This window comes from Phycicoccus avicenniae (genome assembly GCF_018139485.1).
In the GTDB taxonomy this organism is placed as follows: domain Bacteria; phylum Actinomycetota; class Actinomycetes; order Actinomycetales; family Dermatophilaceae; genus Phycicoccus; species Phycicoccus avicenniae.
In genome coordinates this window covers 178,421-198,046 of record NZ_JAGSNF010000001.1, presented here as the reverse complement: position 1 = coordinate 198,046, position 19,626 = coordinate 178,421, and the positions used below count along the sequence as shown (strand labels likewise).

The 19,626-nt window shown below is 68.8% G+C and carries 13 protein-coding genes, 1 pseudogene and 1 other annotated feature; of the genes and pseudogenes, 10 read left to right on the top strand and 4 right to left on the bottom strand.

The features are described 5' to 3' along the window. Window positions 1-51: 51 nt before the first annotated feature. Complete coding sequence (locus KC207_RS00895) at window positions 52-1,005, bottom strand: alpha/beta hydrolase family protein (RefSeq protein ID WP_211601010.1); 954 nt, start codon at window positions 1,003-1,005, stop codon at window positions 52-54. A gap of 175 nt (window positions 1,006-1,180) precedes the next feature. Further along, complete coding sequence (locus KC207_RS00890) at window positions 1,181-1,963, bottom strand: DUF1345 domain-containing protein (protein ID WP_211601009.1); 783 nt, start codon at window positions 1,961-1,963, stop codon at window positions 1,181-1,183. Window positions 1,964-2,205: 242 nt separating this feature from the next. Between KC207_RS00890 and KC207_RS00885 the strand changes: the two genes are divergently transcribed. The 7 genes from KC207_RS00885 (at window position 2,206) to KC207_RS00855 (ending at window position 10,596) form a co-directional block, all read left to right on the top strand. Then, the gene (locus KC207_RS00885; RefSeq protein WP_211601008.1) at window positions 2,206-2,703 is read left to right on the top strand and encodes an FBP domain-containing protein; all 498 of its coding nucleotides are present in this window, start codon (window positions 2,206-2,208) and stop codon (window positions 2,701-2,703) included. Between the two features lie 145 nt (window positions 2,704-2,848). Then, window positions 2,849-3,259: a Dabb family protein gene (locus KC207_RS00880; RefSeq protein ID WP_211601007.1), complete on the top strand. Its 411-nt coding sequence runs from the start codon at window positions 2,849-2,851 to the stop codon at window positions 3,257-3,259. A gap of 189 nt (window positions 3,260-3,448) precedes the next feature. Continuing rightward, the gene (locus tag KC207_RS00875) at window positions 3,449-5,437 is read left to right on the top strand and encodes a P-loop NTPase family protein (protein WP_211601006.1); all 1,989 of its coding nucleotides are present in this window, start codon (window positions 3,449-3,451) and stop codon (window positions 5,435-5,437) included. Between the two features lie 95 nt (window positions 5,438-5,532). After that, window positions 5,533-6,801: an MFS transporter gene (locus KC207_RS00870; RefSeq protein ID WP_211601005.1), complete on the top strand. Its 1,269-nt coding sequence runs from the start codon at window positions 5,533-5,535 to the stop codon at window positions 6,799-6,801. A 34-nt stretch (window positions 6,802-6,835) separates the two neighbouring features. After that, window positions 6,836-9,004: a GMC oxidoreductase gene (locus KC207_RS00865; protein ID WP_211601004.1), complete on the top strand. Its 2,169-nt coding sequence runs from the start codon at window positions 6,836-6,838 to the stop codon at window positions 9,002-9,004. A gap of 84 nt (window positions 9,005-9,088) precedes the next feature. Further along, on the top strand, window positions 9,089-9,529 hold the full coding sequence (locus tag KC207_RS00860) for an SRPBCC family protein (protein WP_211601003.1): 441 nt from the start codon (window positions 9,089-9,091) through the stop codon (window positions 9,527-9,529). 335 nt (window positions 9,530-9,864) lie between these two features. Next, window positions 9,865-10,596, top strand: a complete 732-nt coding sequence (locus tag KC207_RS00855) for a helix-turn-helix domain-containing protein (protein ID WP_211601002.1) — start codon at window positions 9,865-9,867, stop codon at window positions 10,594-10,596. A 1,049-nt stretch (window positions 10,597-11,645) separates the two neighbouring features. Here KC207_RS00855 and KC207_RS00850 read toward each other — a convergent pair. Beyond that, on the bottom strand, window positions 11,646-12,848 hold the full coding sequence (locus tag KC207_RS00850; RefSeq protein ID WP_211601001.1) for a Fic family protein: 1,203 nt from the start codon (window positions 12,846-12,848) through the stop codon (window positions 11,646-11,648). A 485-nt stretch (window positions 12,849-13,333) separates the two neighbouring features. On the opposite strand from KC207_RS00850, the gene KC207_RS00845 reads away from it, so the two are divergent. Further along, window positions 13,334-15,067, top strand: a complete 1,734-nt coding sequence (locus tag KC207_RS00845; RefSeq protein WP_211601000.1) for a restriction endonuclease — start codon at window positions 13,334-13,336, stop codon at window positions 15,065-15,067. Between the two features lie 129 nt (window positions 15,068-15,196). Here KC207_RS00845 and KC207_RS00840 read toward each other — a convergent pair. Next, window positions 15,197-16,122, bottom strand: a pseudogene (locus tag KC207_RS00840) (IS3 family transposase). Beyond that, window positions 15,710-15,838, bottom strand: a sequence feature (AL1L pseudoknot). It overlaps the preceding pseudogene by 129 nt. A gap of 196 nt (window positions 16,123-16,318) precedes the next feature. Here KC207_RS00840 and KC207_RS00835 point away from each other — a divergent pair. Then, window positions 16,319-18,574 (top strand): FAD-dependent oxidoreductase, encoded by a 2,256-nt coding sequence (locus KC207_RS00835; protein ID WP_211600999.1) that lies wholly within the window; start codon window positions 16,319-16,321, stop codon window positions 18,572-18,574. A gap of 181 nt (window positions 18,575-18,755) precedes the next feature. Beyond that, the gene (locus KC207_RS00830) at window positions 18,756-19,580 is read left to right on the top strand and encodes a GDSL-type esterase/lipase family protein (RefSeq protein WP_211600998.1); all 825 of its coding nucleotides are present in this window, start codon (window positions 18,756-18,758) and stop codon (window positions 19,578-19,580) included. Window positions 19,581-19,626 lie beyond the last annotated feature (46 nt).

The following is a 19,626-nucleotide window of genomic DNA, read 5'->3' as shown; positions in this document are numbered from 1 at the left end:
GCGACGCCCTCGACGAGCGTACGGGTACGCCGGGACGACGGCTCGGAGGCGCTACTTCTCCTCGACCGTGGCCGTCGGTTCGGACGCGAGACCAGCGACCGCGTCGTTCCAGGACCGGTCGCCGGGATAGAGCACGGAGCGGAGGTATGCGACCGCCACCGACCGCAGGAGCGCGACCCGCTGCGGGTCCTCGTCCGTCGTCTCGTCCGCGTCGTACCCGGACACACCCCCGAGCATGTGCTCGGCGCCGTGCAGCATGAGGAGGGACTTCGGCCCCGGGCTCTGGGTGTAGGAGTCCCAACGGTAGCTGAGCCGGTCCGAGAACATCGGGTTGAGGTCCTCGTCCCCCGCGACGACGAGCGCGTCCGTCGTCATCGTCGAGAAGTCGCAGACCCGCAGCCAGGGGTAGTTCTCGGCAGCCCAGTCGGCCAGGTCGCCGTTGCCCGGCGCCGCGAGGACGACACCGGCTCGGACGCGGTCGATGCGGGCGTCGAGCGTCTCCCCGGTGGCGGGGTCCTGTGCGCCCATCCCCAGGAGCATGCACGTCGTGTGTCCGCCCAAGGAGTGGCCGGCGGCGGCGATGCGATCGTGGTCGACCCGACCGGCGAGACCCGGCACGGTCGACTCGATGTCGCCGAGGTGGTCGACGAGGTAACGCATGTCCGCGGCCCGCGAGCGCGCGTAGAGCGGGGCGTCGGGGTCGTCGGCCTCGCGCAGGCCGAGGGTGCCGGAGTCCAGGTGGGTCGGCTGGAGGACGACGAACCCCTCAGAGGCGAAGTAGTTCGAGAGCGGACCGTATCCGTGGAGTGATGACAGGAAGACCGAGGCGCCGTGTCCGTGTGAGAGCAGGAGGACAGGAAGGTCGGTGCCGTTCGCCGGCGCGGACACCTTGAGGGCCAGCGGCACGGCTCGGCCCGGGACGTCGAGGACGACCGGGTGGTAGGTGACGACGGGACTGGCTCCACCCGAAGTAATGGTCTCGATCTCGTCGATCGTCCTGCTCATGGCGTTCTCCGAAGGGCTCGGGCGCGAGCAGTGTCCGCCCGCGCGAAGTGGTGTCCGCAGCGGACTTGCGCTTGGCGTCATGATCCGCTGGACTCACAAATATACGGAATGCCACTCCGTTTAGTCGAGCACTGTTCATGATCGCGGTCGGCGAGCCCCGCTTCGACCCTGCGCGCTAGCCCCGGCCGGCGACGAGGACCGAGACGAGCAGGGCGACGACCACGGTGTTGAAGGTGAACACGATGACGCTGTGCAGCGTCACCTCCCGCCTCATCGCGGTCGAGGTGACGGTGACGTCGGACGTCGCGAACGTCGTCGCGACCTGGACGGCGACGTAGACGAAGTCCTCGAACGGGGCCTCGCCGTCGTCTCCGGGGAACCTCAGGCCTCCGACGTTCGCCTGTTCCCGGGCGTAGTGCACGGCGTACACGGCGACGAGCAGGACCCAGGTGGCCGCGACGACGGCCACTGCGAGCGCTGCGACAATGGCATCCGTGCGCAGCTCTGGGAGCACGGCCGTGAACAAGACCGCCACGAGGGCGAGCAGGCACAGGACGACGGCCGCAGACGGCCCGCCGGTGGCCCAGAAGGACTCCGTGCGCCGTCGAGCGCGTCGCTCCTCGGCGCTCTCACGCAGCAAGCGGGCGAGCGCGGACCCGTCATGCCCGTGCATGGCTCGCCAGGTCAGCCCCGCGTAGAACCAGCAGAAGAGCACCCACATGACGAAGTAGACGATCGCCACGGTGCGCCCCGTGAGATCGACGGCGACACCTCCCGAGACCATCGCCGGCCCGATAACCACGATGGTGGCGAGGATGGCCGATCCGGTGCTCGTCCAGTAACGAGCCCGGTCGGACTGCAATCGCGACCGGGAGGTGTACGAGGGGGTCGCATCGGCGTCGGGGGTGGCATCGACGGACCGCTCGTCCTCGGCGGACCCTCCCCGCACCGGCGTCATGATGCCCTCGTCCGCGCGGCGACCATCGCGTGGGAGAGGCGGCGTACGGCAGCTTCGGCGTCAGCAGACACGACGAATCCACGAGCGGACGACCAGTGAATCCTGGTCACCGAGAGGGGCATGAGGCGTCCTCGCGAGGTAGGGACATTGACGAGAGTGCACACGTGGCCGCTACGGCCAGGTCAAGAACACCTCAGCAAAGGCATTTGCCTATGTGTATTAGGCGTGCGCATAGTGGACGCATGGAACCTCTCACCGAGACGCAGGTGCGCTCCAGCTTCGTCAACGCAACGAAGGGCCAGATCTCCCGGATGACCGTTCCGCAGGATCTTGCGACCAGGTCGTGGGACGACGTCGACATGCTGGCCTGGCTGGATCCGAAGAACCCTGCGCACGCACACCTCGTGATACCTACCCCGGATCACGGTCCCGTCGGGGTCCGGCTCAAGCGCGCCACCGGCGGCGAGGGACTGCGACGCAAGCGCATGTGTTCGCTGTGCACGACGACCCACGGGGCCGATGGGGTCGGTCTCATGGTCGCCCCGCGCGCGGGACGGGCAGGACGGGACGGAAACACCGTCGGAGTCGAGATGTGCACGTCCCTCGACTGCTCCCTCTACGCGCGAGGGCTCCTCGCGCCCCCGAGCGCCACCGTCATTCACGAGACCCTGTCCGTCGAGAGCCGCGTCGCGCGCCTCCGTCACAACCTGCTCACCTTCGTCGACCGGGTCATGCGGTAGTCCCGCCACCGAACATCGATGGGCAGCGGTGGACACGGGGTTCCGGGTCGTGCGGGCACGAAACGCCGACATCGTGGGTCTGGTACCGGGACCGTCCCGGAGGCACCGTTGCGGCCGGGAACCCGGCCGAGATGAGGAGTTGACCGTGATCTACCACCACAACCGGTTCACCATGAAGGCCGACGCCGACCCGAAGGACGTCGAGCGGGCACTCGACAGCCTGCGGACCCAGGGGCAGGAAATCCCCTCGGTCCAGCACTACGTCGTCGGCCGTGACCTCGGAGGCGAGTTCGAGTACGGCGCGGTCTTCGCCATCACGGACATCGACGGCTTCTGGGAGTACCTCGTGCATCCCGCCCACCTCGCGACGGACCGCGTGGGCCTGCCGATCGTCGAGTCCTTCGTCTCGTACGACACGACGGACGACGAGGACCCTGAGATCGGGGAGAAGATCGAGGCTCTTCACGCCCGTCGGTACGCCGAGATCCAGGACGTCCGCGACCTCGTGGCGAACCTGCCCTCGTACTCGGGCGCTGCGAACCCGCAGCAGGCCTGAGGCCGGGCTCGAGCGGCGGGCGCGCCGAGCCGCAGGTTCCGCACGCCCGCCGCCGCCGTCCTGGGCGGACATTCCACTCGTCGGACCGGAGGTCGGTGGGGAGCGATGGTCCAGACTGAGCACGTGGACGGGGAGAGCGGCGGAGCCGACGTCGGGAACCGGGTGAGACGGGCCCGGGAGCGAGCATTCGTGGGTCGCCCCACGGAGACCGGCCTCCTCGGCGCCGCCGTCGCCGGTGACTCCGACGGGGTCCAGGTCTTCTGGGTCCACGGGCCGGGGGGCGTCGGTAAGTCCTCCCTCTTGCACTGGGTGGAAGCGCGTGCACGCGCTACCGGCCGCTCGGTCCACACCGTCGACGGTCGCGACCTCCGACGACCTTCCGAGCTCGCCGACCTGTTCGCCGACGCTCGGACGCACGACGATCCTGTCGTCCTCGTCGACACGGTCGAGCAATGCAGCTGGCTAGGGCCGGTCCTGCGCGAACGGGTCCTGCCCGGCACCAGCGACCGCACGCTCGTCGTCGTCGCCGGTCGTGAGGCTCCCGACATGGAATGGCGGATCGACCCCGGCTGGCACGCCGCGATGAGCGAGCTTCCCCTCGGACCTCTGCCCCGGTCCGAGGCGCAACAGCTGCTCGGGGCAGCCGGGCTACCGGCCGCGTTGCACGACTCGGTCATCAGGTTCGCCGGAGGGAACCCTCTGACGCTTTCCCTCGCCGTCGCTGTTGCGGACACGCGCTCGCACCCCGGAGAAGGATGGGTCCCTTCCGCCGAGATCCTGCGGACGCTCCTCGCTCGCCTGGTCGGAGACGTCCCGACGTCCGCCCACCGCCGTGCGCTCGAGGTGGCGGCGCTCGCCGCCACGACCACCGAACGCACACTACGGACCACCCTCCCAGAGCACGACGCGGAGGGGCTCTTCGCCTGGTTGCGCGAGCAGCCCTACATCGACTCCTCGCCCACCGGCGTGTTCCCGCACGACGTCGTCCGGGAAGCACTCGTCGCCGACCTGAAGTGGCGGGACCGCGCGGCCCTCGATGCCATGCGCACGAGCCTCAGCGACCACCTGCTGGCCACCGTCCGCACGGGCAGTGAACGGGAGGCCGTCGAGACGATGGGTGACCTCCTGTTCCTCTACCGCGACCTGCTCTCGGAGGCGTTCACCTGGAGCGGTCGAGGCGCCGTCACCGACGAGGCACTCGATCCCCTGGACGGCAACACGGTCCTGACGCTCTCCCGGCGCCTCCTCGGCGACGAGTCCACTGCGCTCGTCGAGTACTGGCTCGAACGGCAGCCCACGGCGTTCACCCTGTACAGGTCCAGCGAGAGCCGTGAGGTCGTCGCGTTCTCGGCACGTCTGACCTTCCGCGCGCCACCACCCGAGGAGGACCTCGCGCGGGACCCCGTGCTGCGAGCGGCCTGGGCCTTCTGCACCGACGTCGGTCTCCGCGACGGCGACGAGTTCGCCGTCGCCCGGTTCGTCGTGCACGACCCCGACGTCCCGGACGGGACGCACGCCAGAGTGCTGACGTACTGGTTCGCCCTGGCGCGCGTGGCCCGGGACTCCGCGATCAGAGCCGGCTTCCTCGTATATCCCGATCCCCCCGCGTGGGAGCGACGCCTGGGCGGCGCGATGCTCGACACCGGTCAGCGGGTCGAGCTCGACGGACACCTCCACGCCCTGTTCGGCCGGGACTGGCGTGGATACCGTTTCGAGGACTGGCTCCTCGAGGTCATCGGGAGCCAGGCACCGCAGGACGTTCGGCCACCCATCGCGCGCCCCGACCTGGATGGCGCCGTCCGGGAGGCACTCGGTCTGTGGCGTCGCCCCCTCGCGCTGGCCGGAACCACGCTGGCGCGGGTCGCCGCTCCCCCGGGGGCATCAGCCGGCGGCGACCCCGACCCTCGCGCAGTGGACGCCGCCGTCCGGTCACTGGTCCGGTCCGCGCTGGACTCGATGCGCGGCGACGAGCGCTCACTGCAGGGGCACGACGCGGTGGTGGCAACGTACCTGTCCGGCACGCCGACCCAGAAGGGGGCGGCGCGGCGGCTGGGCATCCCCTTCAGCACCTACCGCCGTCACCTCGCCCGCGGCATGGACGAGCTCACGGACGGCGTCTGGCGGCTGCTGAGGTCCGGGACACCGAGGGCGGCAGCGGGCAGCGACGAGCACGACTGACCATCGTGGACCACTGCCGCCGGGCACGGAGGCGCGGCACGGTCGAGGTGTCAGGGCTGCGGATCAGCAGCCATCCACCTCGCGACGGGAACCTCATGCCTCACTCGACCCCGGCGACGAACCGCACGGGCACGACGGCGGCAACCGCCCACGAGCGCACGACCGCCACGGCCGGGCGCCCGGGCCGTCTCGTGATCGGGACGCTGCTCGCGGCCTCCACCCTGACCATCATGGCGGCCGCCGTCATCTCCCCCAGCCTGCCCGCCCTCGGTCCTGCCCTGGGATCCGGCTCCGACGACGGGGTGCTCGTGCGGCTGGCGCTCACGATCACCTCCCTCGGCATCGCCCTCACGGCGGTCGTCGTCGGGTCGGCGTCCGACCGCCTCGGCCCGGTGCCCGTGCTTCTAGGGTCGCTCGCCCTCTACGCTGTCGCCGGTGTCGCGGGTGCCTTCGCACCGTCCCTCGCAGTGCTCTTGGTGACCCGGGTGCTCCTCGGGATCGGCGTCGGGGGAGTGATGACGAGCATCAGCACCCTCATCACGCGCGAGTTCGACGGCGAGGAGCGCCGCAGGTACATCGGTCTGCAGCAGACGTTCGCGAGCCTCGGCGGGGTGGTCTTCCTCCCGCTCGCGGGATGGCTCTCGACCATCGCGTGGAACGCGCCCTTCTGGATCTACGCCGCTGCAGCCGCAGTCCTGCCCTTCGCGGCCGTCGCCTTCCGGTCCAGGCAGCGCCCCGCACCGTCCGCCACCCCACCAAGGCCAGGCAGCGGTGCGCCGATGCCGCAGCGGGCGGTGCACCAGGTCCTCGGCATCCTCGTCGTGGCCGGCGTCGGCACTCTGGTGTTCTTCATGGCCCCGACGCAGCTCCCGTTCCTGCTCGCGGACCGCGGGGCATCGGCGACGCTCATCGGCATCGTCGTCGCGGCCAGCACGGCCAGCTCGGCCGTCGCGGCCGCGCTGTTCCCGCAGGTGCGTCGGCACCTCGACCAGGTCGGCGTGACCGCCGTCAGCCTCGTCCTGCTCGGCCTCGGCTGGGTCGTCGTCGGTATGACCTCCTTCACCGCCGTCCTCTTCATCGGCGTCCTCGTAGGCGGACTCGGTGTCGGGCTCGTCGTTCCGACCCTCAACCTCTGGATCGTCGACCTCGTTCCCGCAGAACGGCGCGGTCGCGCCCTCGGCGGTCTCGTGTCGGCCATCTTCCTCGGTCAGTTCCTCTCGCCCCTCGTCCTCGCCCCCCTCGTCAGCCGCATCGGCGTGGCGGACGCGTTCGCCGTCTCCGGCGCGTTGACGGTCGTCGTCGTCCTGCTGGGACTCGGCGCCCACCGGCTGCGTCGGCCGATATCCATGACCCCCCGCCCGTGACGTGCCTGAACCCGACAGCCGAAGGAGTACGACCATGACGAAGGGGCCCACGTCCGAGCAGCCCGAGCGCGACACCGTCGCACACGCCGATGTCATCGTCGTGGGCAGCGGCTTCGGCGGCGCCGTGGCCGCCGCACGCCTCGCTCAGGCCGGACAGAACGTCGTCGTCCTCGAGCGCGGCCGGCGGTGGCCGGCCGGCAGCTTCCCGAGGAGGCCTGACCTCGACGCCGGATGGCTGTGGGAGAAGGGAGGCGGCCTCTACGACATCCGGTGGCTCGACCGTATGGCCGTCGTCCAGGCCGCCGGCCTCGGCGGAGGTTCCCTGGCCTACGCCAACGTCTTCGCCCGGCCGGCACAGGCCGTGATGGACACGTCCACCGCTCCTCACATGGCGCGCTCGTTGCTCGACCCGTACTACGACCTGGCGGCCCACATGCTCCAGGTGTCGACGATGCCGCCGGACCCGGCCTCTGGTCGGGATCCCGAGCGCACCCGCCTGTTCGAGGACGTCACCCGCGACCTCGACGTCGCCGAAGCGACCGTTCGCCCGCTGCTGGCCGTCACGTTCGGAGACCCCGACACCGAGCGACCCAACGCCCACGGAGTTCAGCAGCGGGGCTGCCGCTTCGTCGGCGAATGCGTCATCGGGTGCAACCACGGGGCGAAGAATAGCCTCGACATGAACTACCTGGCCGTCGCCGAGCGGGAAGGGGCGACCATCGTGACCGGCGCGGAGGCCCGGCGACTCGAGAGGCTCGACGACGGGTGGGCCGTCATCACGTCCGCGACGGACGACACGTCGCAGGAGCGCAGGTACACGGCCACCCGGCTCGTGCTCGCCGCCGGGGCGGTCGCGACGACCGAGCTCCTCCTGCGAGCGCGCGACGTCGACGGGACGCTTCCCGGACTCTCCCCGACGCTGGGCCACGGGTTCTCGGGGAACGGGGACTTCCTCGCGACGACGAACCAGCGTCACGGCACAGGTGATCTCACTCGCGGACCGACGATCACGACGACGACCGTGCTCGACGTCTGGGAAGGGCGAGCGCCGGTGTGGTTCCAGGTGCAGGACGGCGCCATACCCCCGCCGCTGCAGGATCTTCTGAAGGGCGCCCTGCCGTTGCGGCGCACCAGGGCGGCCTGGTCGCGGTTCCGTCGGACCGACACCCGCCGGTCGTTCGCGGTGCTCGGCATGGGACGTGACACCAGTGACGGACGGCTCCGGCTCGACGACGAGGGACGCGTCGTCCTGGAGTGGTCCAACCGGCGCCAGGCGCGCCTGTACCGGGCGCAGCGCCGTGTGGGACCGGCCATCGCGCGCCGGCTGGGCTCGCCGGTGCGCACTGCGGCGACGTGGACCCTGCTGCGGCGCCCCGTGACCGTCCACCCGCTCGGCGGCGTCCCGGTCGGGCCCGACCGCACTCGCGGGGTCGTCGACGCGCTCGGTGAGGTCCACGACCACCCGGGCCTCTACGTGTTCGACGGCGCCGCCATCCCGGCCGCCACGTCGGTCAACCCCTCGGCCACGATCCTCGCGGTCGCCGAGCACCATTGCGAGGCGCTCGTCCGGAGCCTGACCGGCGACCCCGGTTGGCGCGCGCCCGAGTGGGGCGCCGTGCGTCCGGCTCCGGTGCCGGAGGACGTCGCGGCGAGGCGCATGGCCGAGCGTCGTGAGTCGACCGCCGGGGACGGGGTCCGATTCGCGGAGCGGATGGTGGCGCACGACGCCGCCGGCGGCAGCGCGGCCGAGCTGACCCTGCGGGCACGGATCGACGGGCTGCGAGGCTTCGCCGACGACCCCGTCCACCCCGTGACCGTCAGGGGCCGACTCAGGGTCGCCGGCCTGCTGGACGCCGAGACCCGAGGAACACTGGAGCTGTTCCCGCGGGCAGCCCCTGCGATGCGCTACCGACTCGAGCTGGAGGACGACTCCGGCACGCGCTGGCACCTCGAGGGGGTCAAGGAGACAACCCGTTCGGGGCTCGCCGGACTCGTCCGTGACCTCTGCACCCTCGACGCGACGATCCGACCCGCCAACGGCTCCGGGCCCGGCCGGAGAGTGACCTTCCGCATCCCACCCGGCGAGGTCGTCAGGATGCTCGCGTCCCTGCGAGGGGAGGGCTTCACCGCCTCGCGCCGGCTGAGCGCGACGACCCGGTTCGCCGCGTTCTTCACCATCGGGGCCCTGCGGCGCAAGCGGTGACCCCCGGACCCGCTGTCTTCGAGTCAGATCTCACCCTCCTCCCCCCACATCCATCCCACAGACCACGACACCGAGGAAGTTCCCGTGGACATCGACACGACCGCACCCGTCATCACCCGCGACGAGATCTTCGTCCCCGCCTCCATCCAGGGGGTGTGGGACGTCCAGACCCACATCGCCGACTGGCCACGTTGGCAGACCGACGTGACCGTTCACGAGAGCCCGACCCACCTCGTGCCGGGCGCGCAGTTCCGATGGCACGTGTCCGGCCTGGACATCGTCTCGACGATCCACGAGGTGGAGCCGCCGCGGCGCATCGTCTGGGGTGGGCCCGCGGCGGGCATCACCGCCGTCCACGTGTGGGAACTGACGCCCGTCGAGGGAGGGGTCGTCGTCAGGACCCGCGAGTCGTGGGCGGGACCCGCGGTGGACGCGGACCCGCCGACCATGCAGGCAGCCCTCGACGCCTCCCTCGCCGAGTGGCTGGACAACCTCCGAGCCGCTGCGACGCGCTCGGGACACTGAGAGGCACGCCCACGCGGTCCGGCGGACGCCTCGCGGGCTTCCGCCGACCACACCGTCAGGCGTCGTAAAGCCGGCGGGCGCTGTTGCCGAAGGTCACCGCCACCCGTTCGTGCGGTGCCACGGTCGAGCTGCTCGGAGAGACCCTCGACAAGGCTTCGAGGCCGCGCACACCTTGATGTCGGAGGCCGGTGCCGTCCGCGTCCGCCATCCCCGTCCACCGCACCCTTGACTTCCCCGCCCCAATGACTGCGCTGGTGGTCCCAGCGGCCCGGGACACGCGCAGGGGACGGGAGGTCATGCGGAGCCCGAGAGCCATCACCAGGAGGAATTGCGTCATGGTCTGGAGCCCCCGACAGATCGCAGAACTCGCCGACACCAGCAGACGCGCCGTCCGGCACTACACCGACGTCGGCCTGCTCGCCGAGCCGGAGCACGACACCAACGGCTACGGCCGGTACGGCGTGCATCACCTGGTCCGGCTGTTGCGCATCCGGCGGCTCACACAGCTCGGGCTGACGCTGCCGCAGATCGCCGCCCTGGACGAGACCGACGAGCACCCGGCCGGGGCCCTGCGCCGACTGGACGCTGAGCTGGCTGCCCGGATCGAGGAGCTGCAGGCGACGCGGACGGAGCTGGCGGTGATGCTGCAACGTGCCGCCCCCACGGACCTGCCCCTCGACATCGCCGCCCACGTCCGCGACCTTCCGGACGTCGAGCGAGCCTTCGTCGTCGTCCTGAGCCGCGTCCTCGACCCCGCGGCTCTCGAGGCCTACGTGCACCTCCTGGTGCCCTACCGTGACGACCCGTCGGTCATCGCCTTCGACCACCTGGGCGATGGTGTCGAGCAGCAGACCCGGGCGGACGTCGCCGTCGACCTCGCAGCCCATCTCCGCACGCTGTCCGCTGCGCAGTGGCCGCGCTTCGAGCTCCTGGAGGCCGGAGCCAAGCCAGGCCGGCGCACCATCGACGCCGCCATCAGGAACCTGTACGGCCCAGCGCAGCTCGACGTCATGGCCCAGGTGCAGCGGCTCAGCCCCTACGCGGGCGCGGCCCGGTCCATGAACTGACCCAGCCCGGTTCCTGCGGGTGAGACTCTCAGGAAGCGCCTGGCAGGACGGCCCTCGCCCAGGCGGCGAACGAGGTGACCTCGATGCCCAGGCTCCTGCCGTCCTCCGGACGTCCAGGCTGACCGGCCACATTGAGCCACTCGTGAGCCAGGAAAGGCACAGGTCGCACCGCGGCCATCGCCTCGTCAGCGGTCATCTCGGGTGCGCGCAGACACGTCCCGAGCTCCCAGGACAGGATGCCGCGATATCGCTCATCGACAGGTGGTCCCCTGCCAGCTCCAGCTCCACACCGTGGAGCCGCTCCACGTGCTGCGCGAGGTTCCGCTTGGTGAGGTCGGCTCGCTCGTTGACTGACCAGCACCGGCGGGCGCCAACGTTATGAGTGGCCTTCGTCGTATGCGCGGCGTGGCTCGATCAGCCGCGCGCGGCCGAGCCCGTCGCCGCCGGGTGCGGCTCAGGGCGACCCGGCCCGCACAGGGGAGGGGAACCGACCATGCTCCACCGGCGGCGTCGTGCACGAGTGCTTCCGCGTCGACTCGCGGCTTGCCGCCGACAAGCCACGATCACCAGCTCGACCTGCCGACCCCATCACCGCCCACACCTGAGCGCGCCAAGACGCTGACCATCGCACTGGTGCAGTTCTGGTGCAGTTGCAGGATGTCGCTCGGCGTCTCACGCACGTAAGCTAGACGCGAAAGCGCAGGTCAAGCGACTGGTTGAGCCTGTCTGGCACGGGGTGCCGTGACCTTTTGATCCGTAGGTTGTGGGTTCGAGCCCCACGGGGCCCACCATCACTGCAGGTCAGCGAGGGTGCAGCCGATCGCGTGCCCCCCCCCCCCGGAATTGGGCCGGTGTGGCGATATGTGTGGCTACATGCCCCCAATGCGGAGGTGCTGGGGTCGTGAGCACGCGGCTCGTGATTGCCGCGTTGACCTCCTTGTAGTCAAGGGCCTCGCCGCGCTCGGCCTCCACCTGCGGGCGGCGCTGGCGCGCCGTCCTCGACGCGCTCCAATGGGAGCGTGAAGCGATCGCGCACCATGCTTGCACGATCACGCAGACGGACGTGACTCGCCCGATGTACCGAACGACTCCACTGCGTTGATGACGTCCATGGCGGCGTAGACGCGGCCGTAGGACTTGCCCGTGGTTTCTCGGAGTACGCCGCTCTCCATGAGGCGGTCGATCGCGGATTTCGCTGTCGGAGCGCTTACTTCGTACTTCTCCTGCACGAAGGAGGCCGTGATGACAGGCCAATCAACCAGATCTTCGACGAGCTTGGCGATAGTCCCGGTCCAGTAGCGGTCGTTCAGTGTCTGCCGCTGAGTCGTGAGCCAGGTGTTGAGGGCATCGACAACTCGCACGGAAGCCATGGACTGCTCGCAGATCGCACGGCAGAAGAAGGCAACCCAAGGGTCCCAGTTGCCGGTCTGGCTCACGGCCAGAAGGTGGCCCTGGTACTCGTCCCGCCGAGCTCGCAGCCAAGGCGAGATCGTCAAAGCGGGCTCGTTGAGTATGCCCGAGCGCATTAGTTGGAGGACGATGACGAGGCGTCCGATTCGGCCGTTTCCATCCCCAAAGGGGTGGAGAGACTCGAACTGGTAGTGCGCCATCGCGGCCTTGACCGGGGCGGGCAACGGCACGTCAGCCGCGAGCCACTCCTGCCACTGGTCAAGCCCCGCACGTAGGCGATCGTCTGGGGGCGGGGGAATGTAGCGCGCCTCATACACTGTGCAGCCCTCAGGACCGATCACCACTTGATGCTCTCGAACCTTGCCCGGGTCCCGTTGAGCTTGGCGCGAATCCTTCGCCAAGATTCCCTGCAGGTGTTCGAGCAGCCCGATCGTGATGGGCTGATGGCGGACCCATTCGAAGCCAAGTTGGGCGATCTGCTCGTAGGCGCGGATCTCGGCGACCTCGGCCGACTTCGGGCGAACGTCTGTCAGCCGAGACTCGAGCACATCGGCAAGAGCTCCGTAGGTTCCTTCCAGGGCAGAGGTGTCGACCGCCTCCTTCGCCAATGCCGGCGCGATCAGCAAGCGTGGATTTGGGATGCTCGCGCATGCTTGGTGGAGCCGCCCGAGGGCTTCGGTCGCTGCCGCGACCCCCGTCCATGTTGCGCTCGACAACTCGAGAGTGGTGGGGAGTGGCTTGGGGAGGAAGGCGACGTGAGAGAACGGACGCTGCCGCTCGTCATGCCCACTGATGGGGACGAGCTGGCCGACGGGACTGTTCTCAAGGGCTGCCGTATCCATAGTTGTTAAGTCTACTGGCACCAGACCTAACATCTAGGCCCCCCAGGGCAGCAGTCTCCTAAAGAACACGCTTGGAATTTTCTGCCTGTCGCCAGGTGACGTTACAAGTCAGGGCCACCGCACGGGACCCCCTAACAACTTCCCGAGGCCACTCTCCCTCCTGAGCGACGGCGAAGCCGGTCACGACGACCCCCGCCTTGCCTCTCCCACGTAGCCGGTACGCCGTGCAAGAACTGTGCGACATCTCTTGGCTAGCAGCGGCACACTTCGGTGAACAAGGGTGAGTCGTGGTGCTGATAGAAGAAGCCAAGACGTGAAGAAGTTGCAGGTCACTGGGGCTCTGCGTTCGGCCTCGGTAGCAGTCAGGGTCGGTCGAACCGCCGAGCTTCCGATTTCGGTCGGAGACTCGAACGGAGCGTCGCCTACCCGCCTCGTGGATCTTTTGATCTGGTTGGTCGAGGACGCGAACGGCCGATACTAAGTGCATGGGATCGGTGGAGTGGACGCGGCTTGAGGGCGGTCAGGTCGAGGCGGTTGTGGCAATGTTCGTCAACCGCGAACGGCCAGAGTCGGTGAGGATCACCCCTTCCAAGGGTGACGGCGGTGTCGACATCCTCGACCGCGGCGCCGGTCCGGACGGAACGGACGTGGTCTACCAGGTGAAGCGCTACACGGAGAAGCTGACCGCGAAGCAGGAGCGCGATATCAAGGGCTCGTTGAACAGGCTGATGTCCGACGACCGGTGGAAGAGCCTGTCCGTGCGCGAGTGGCGGCTGGTCACCCCGTGGGACCCCACGCCGGAAGCAGAAGACTGGCTCCAGGGATTGGGATACCCCGACATCCGCAAGATCTGGCACGGCCTGACGTGGGCCGACCAGCAGGCAGCGAAGTACGACGACGTCATCGACTACTACCTTCACGGCGGACGCGCTCTAATCGAGACCACCCACGCTCAGGTCATGACTCTGGTGGGCGCCGAGAAGTTGCCCGAGGGTCTGTCGGTTCAGGAGGTCCAGCGTCGCTTGCACGACGCTCTCCAGGTGTTGGACCACGACCCGCACTACCGCTACGAACACCGCTTCGGCGAGGGCGACCCGCCGCCGTACCCGCGGCAAGGCGAACGCCCAGGGATGGTGATGCACACCCAGCTCATCGAGCCCGACGGAGGTCGCTGGAGCACCGTCGATATCATCGCTAGGTGTGCTGCGTCGGTTCAGGAGCGGCCCATCACCATTCAGGGAGCCTTCACGGCCGAGCCGGGCAGTGAGTTCGCTGGCCAGCTGGACGCGTGGTTCACCTACGGCGCACCGTTCACGAGCCCTGAGGGCGCGTTCACCGGGGAGCTAGCCGCACCGGGTGGGATCGGTGGTGCTCTGGAGGGCGGCACCCTCTGGGTTGGCCCGACCGAGGACCACGACTTGGGCCAGAACCCGGATCTCCACGTCGAGGTCCTCGACCCGGCGGGAGTGTCACTCGCTGGGGTCGACGTCCGCAGGGTCGAGCGCACAGAGGGTCTTCGCGGTGGAATCCGCGTCGTCCTTGAGGAGATTCACGGCGTGTTCACCACCGAGGACAGGGTCGACTTGCCGGATCGTCGCCTCAACCGGACCTTACGGTTTGGCGACTGGTCCGGTAAGCCGGTCGCGACCGTCTATGCGTCCCTGCACTTTCTCAGCCTGTTGCACCGCCCCAACAAGATCCGGGTCAGCGTCAGAAACACCCCACCCTCACGGGGGGTGGTCGACTCGGACGGCGTCTTTGACCCGGACCACGACATCTTCGAGTGGCTTGAGGCCATCCTCCAGATGCTGGAGCCGCTGACGCGACTCCAGGAGCACACGAGCACGCCGATCCGGACCCCCGACCTTGAGGGGGTGACGCAAAAGGACATGGCGGGATGGCAGCGCGTCGCTGCGGTCTTGGACGGCGACGAGATCACGGGGACGCACCCCGAAGGACACGCCCTCATGGTCGTCCTCGGTAGCGATGTCACGTTCGACGAAAGCCAGCCGGCGCGCATCCTCCTGCCCCTGACTGCCAAGGTGGGCGGACAGTCGATCGACCTCGGTCAGTGCGAAGCCGTTCTCGACTCCCCCAAGGTCCTTGACCGGCGATTGGAAGGGGGCCAGGTGACGCACGCGCTCACGACCCCTGACCGGACGATCCGGTGGCGTCGCCACGATCCGACCGACGTCGAAGAAGCAGGTAGTGACGTCTAATCGAGCTGCTCTCCGGCCACGAGGTCGACCTGCTCGCCGTTGACGAGTCGAAGCCGCGGTGAATGCGGTCCTGGCGACCACCAAGATCGATAGCTCAACGCCACGGCCCGGTACTGAACCGCCCCGGGCTCAGTGCACGGTCAGTTGTCCCGGTAGCGGCGCCTGTCGGGGGTTGATCTGACGGTAGTAGTCACCCTCGAACTCTGCTGGTGGGACGTAGCCGAGGGCGGAGTGCAGGCGGGCGGTGTTGTACCAGTGCACCCACGAGAGGGTGGCCAGCTCGAGCCCGTCGACGGTCTTGAACGGTCCGTCGAGGCGGACGCACTCGGTCTTGTACAGCCCGATGACCGACTCGGCGAGGGCGTTGTCGTATAGGTCGCCCACGGTTCCGATGGAGGCCAGCGCGCCGGCGTCGGCGAGGCGCTCGGTGTAGTGCAGCCCTTCCTGGCGCATCAGCCGCCCCACCGTGCAGCGAGCGACCTCCACCCCGTCCCTCTTCAGCAGGCGCCACACCTTCCGGTACCCGGCCACTCCGCGCCCCTTGGACCGGTCGGTGTGCACCGCCCGGATCGTCTCGACCAGCTCCGCATCCCGGACCGCCCGCGCCGACAGCGGGCGGGTCTTGGCGGTGTAGTAGGTCCGCGGGGCGACCTGGACGCCGTGCTCGCTCAGCACGCGACAGATCGGCTCGGCCCCGAACCGGGCCCGGTGCGCGTCGATGAACGCGTTCACCACGGAAGTCGCGGGTCGAGCTCCCGCGCGAAGAACGAGGAGGCCGCCAACAGGAACTCGTTGGCCCGCTTAAGCTCACGGTTCTTGGCCTCGAGCGCCTTGATCCGCTGGGCGTCATCCGTGGTGGTCCCTGGCCGCTTCCCGGCGTCGATGTCGGCCTGCTTGACCCGCCCGCGCAACGTGTCCGGGTTGACCCCGACCCGCGTGCCGATCCGGTGCACCGCAGCCGTCACCGACAGCTCCGGATCTTCCTGACGCGCCTCCTGCACCAGACGCATCGCCCGCTCCCGCAGCTCCTGCGGGTACTTCCTCGGTGCTGGCATGACCTGATCCTCTCGGGAAATCAGACCCTGCACGAGACCCGGGGCGGTTCACGGTATCGCCCCCATCACCCGCGCGGCCGACTCTTTCTCGCGCTCGCATGGCCCATGACCGCAGGCGGACGGGATCTGCTCTACTAATAAGACGGATTTCGTTGTAAAGTCCGGACAGTTCGTCCTTGCTCAGATGGAGGCAGCTATGCGCGAGGAGACCCTCGAAGCCGACATTGCGGTGGTGGGTGGTGGCCTTGCCGGCGTCAGCGCCGCGATCGGCGCAGCCCGCCAAGGCGCCCGCGTCGTCCTCGTCCAGAACCGGCCGGTCCTCGGTGGCAACTCGTCCAGCGAGGTACGCGTCTGGGTCTGCGGCGCGACGGCACACGGCGTTCACCCCTTCGCTCGCGAGACGGGGATCATGGGTGAGCTGTTCGTCGAGAACCAGTACCGGAATCCGGAAGGCAACCCCTACTACTGGGACCTGCTCCTGCTGGAGAAAGTCCGCGCCGAAGACAACATCACTCTTCTGCTCAATACCGAGATCACCGACGTAGACGCGCACGGCGGCCCCGATCGCCGGGTGATCCGGTCCATCGCGGGGTGGGTGTCGGGCTCGGAGCGCAGGGTGAGCATCACCGCGTCTTCCTTCGTCGAGTGCAGCGGTGACGGCCTTGTGGGATACCTGGCCGGGGCGTCCTTCGCTTCGGGTCGTGAGTCACGCTCGATGTATCGAGAGCCGTCAGCGCCGGAGGTTCCGGACTCGAACACCTTGGGTAGCACCATCCTGTTCCACACGAAGGACGTGGGCAGGCCTTCGAAGTTCGTCCCTCCCCCGTTCGCCGTGGATATCCGCAGCACGGCCATCCCCCGTCGTCGCGAGATCAGTCACGAGATGAACGGCTGCGACTTCTGGTGGATCGAGTGGGGTGGAGAACTCGACGTCCTGCACGACAACGAGACCATCCGTGACGAGCTGCACGCGGTGGTCTACGGCCTGTGGGACTACATCAAGAACTCTGGAGAGTTCCCTGCCGAGAACCTGTCGCTCGAGTGGGTTGGTTCGGTTCCGGGAAAGCGGGAGTACAGGCGATTCTTCGGCGATCACGTACTGGTTCAGTCGGACATCATGGACCAGACCGAGTTCGCCGACCGCGTCGCTTTCGGCGGCTGGTCCATCGACCTCCACCCACCGGGCGGCGTCTACGCCTCGGAACCGGGGTCCCGCCACCTGCACCCCGACGGCAACTACCACATCCCGCTGCGCTCGCTCTTCTCCGTCAATGTCGAGAACCTGTGGCTGGCGGGGCGAACGATCAGCGCGAGCCACGTCGCGTTCGGAAGCACTCGGGTCATGGCCACGTGCGCCACCCTGGGAGAGGCCGCCGGCATCGCTGCGGCCACGGCGCTCCGCTTGGACGTGACCCCCCGGAACCTCTCCGAACACCACGTCAAGGAGCTACACCACGCCATGGTGCGTGCCGACGCCTCACTGCTCGGCGTCGAGAACACCGACGCCCGAGATCTCGCCCTGTCAGCGTCGGCGAGCGCTTCCTCGAGCCTTGTCGAGATCGCCCACGACGTCTCCACCCGACTCATCCCTCTGGACGATGACTACGGCCTGGTGGTGCCGGTCGATCCGGCCCTCGACGGACTGGATCTGCTCCTCGACGCCGATGAGGACACGTCACTGGTGGTCGAGGTGCACACGACGAGCAAGCCGCAGAACTACCTCCCGTCCGAGCAGGTCGGGTCAGCGACGGTGCGCGTCGGTCGAGGGCGATCCTGGACGCACGTTCCCGTGGTGTGGCATCCCGCGAGTCCGTGCAATGCCTTCGTCGTGATCCGCGCGAACAGGCACCTCCGGCTTCACGCGGGAGCCAGCTCGCCGCCCGGCTCGGTCACGCTGTCGTTCCGACCGGTGCCTCCGGCAGAACCCGATCCCACGCTCTGGAGGCACTGGAAGCAGGTGCTTCTGCGGGAAGGGCTCTGCTTCAAACTGGGCACGACGGAAGCGTTCTCGCCCCGGCAGGTCCTCGGTGGTTTCGCACGCCCCTACGGTGGGCCGAACATGTGGGCCTCCGATGACATGGCCCGGGATCCCGAACCGACCGTGACGCTGGCCTGGGACGAGCACGTCAGGTTCCGCGAGATCGACCTGATCTTCGACGACGACCTGAACGAGGACCTCATCAACCTGCATCATCATCGAACCCCTGACGAGATCATGCCCACCCTGGTTCGACGGGCGACCCTCGACGTTCTCGGGACTGCCGGCTGGCAACAGGTGGCCGCTGTCGAGGACAACCGCGTCCGCCGGTGCTCGATCACCCTGGACTCCCCTGTTCTGACCGACCGCTTGAGGGTCAGGGTCCACGAGACGAACGGTTGTCGGCAGGCCCGGATCGTCGCCGTCCGGGTGTTCGACACTCCCTCCGGGGTCCCGGGCGCGCATGGTTCGTGAAAGCGGCCCGATCTTCGACAGTCATGGCGCGTCGTCCATCCTCGCGCCCGGCGGTGAGGACAGCGTCTGGCGGGGCGCTGTCGGGTGGTCGGACGACAGCAGGACGCCTTGGCGGCTGGACAGAGGAGTGAGGCACGGCGTTCGACCTGGCTTGTCACACGCTGCCCAAGAGGGAGCGGGCGTGCGCGCGGAGTTCTGCACGGACGCCAGGTCTCTCCGCCTGCTCGTGGATCGGGTCGGCGACGCTTCGGGCTACGTCGACGTGGTCGTCGACGGACATCTCGCGCGTCGGGTGAGGCTCGGGCGAGGACCCGGGGTTGTCGAGTGCAGGTTGCCCGGTGTCCTTGCCGACGTCCAGCTCTGGCTACCCCAAGTGGGGATCACCCGGGTCGGCCGCCTCGTCCTCACCGGCGCAAAGGTCCTCACCTCCTCGCCCGCTCGGGGTCGGCGGTGGGTCGCCTACGGCAGCTCGATCACCCAGTGCTGCGAGGCGGACGGCCCATCGGAGACCTGGCCATCGCTGCTCGCCGCGCAGGCCGGTTGGGACCTCGTGTCTCTGGGCTTCAGCGGAGAGTGCTTCCTCGACGAGGTGGTTGCGCTGACCATTCGCCGGCTCGAGCCGCACATCGTCACCATCTGCGCGGGAATCAACGTCTACAACGCCGGCACGTGGTCGGCGGCCACGTTGGCCGCACGTCTGCGCCGGTTCCTGGACGTCGCGCGCGGGAGCTCGCACACGTCGAGGATCCACGTCGTCTCGCCCGTCATCTCCCCCAGCCGCGAGTCGGTACGGAACCAGTCGGGCCTCACCCTGGTCGAGGTACGCGACACCATCTGCGACGTCGTCACCGCGATGCCCGACGCCCGCGTCACCTACGTTGACGGACGGGATGTTCTCGGCCATGACGATGCTCATCTCCTCCTGGACGGCTTGCACCCAACGGCCGAGGGTTACGCACTCATGGCTCGTCGTCTTATCGCGGTTCTGGACCGCGCGTCGTGCTGAGGGCAGGGAAAACGTCCCTCTATTAAGAAGGTATCTTGCGTTATAG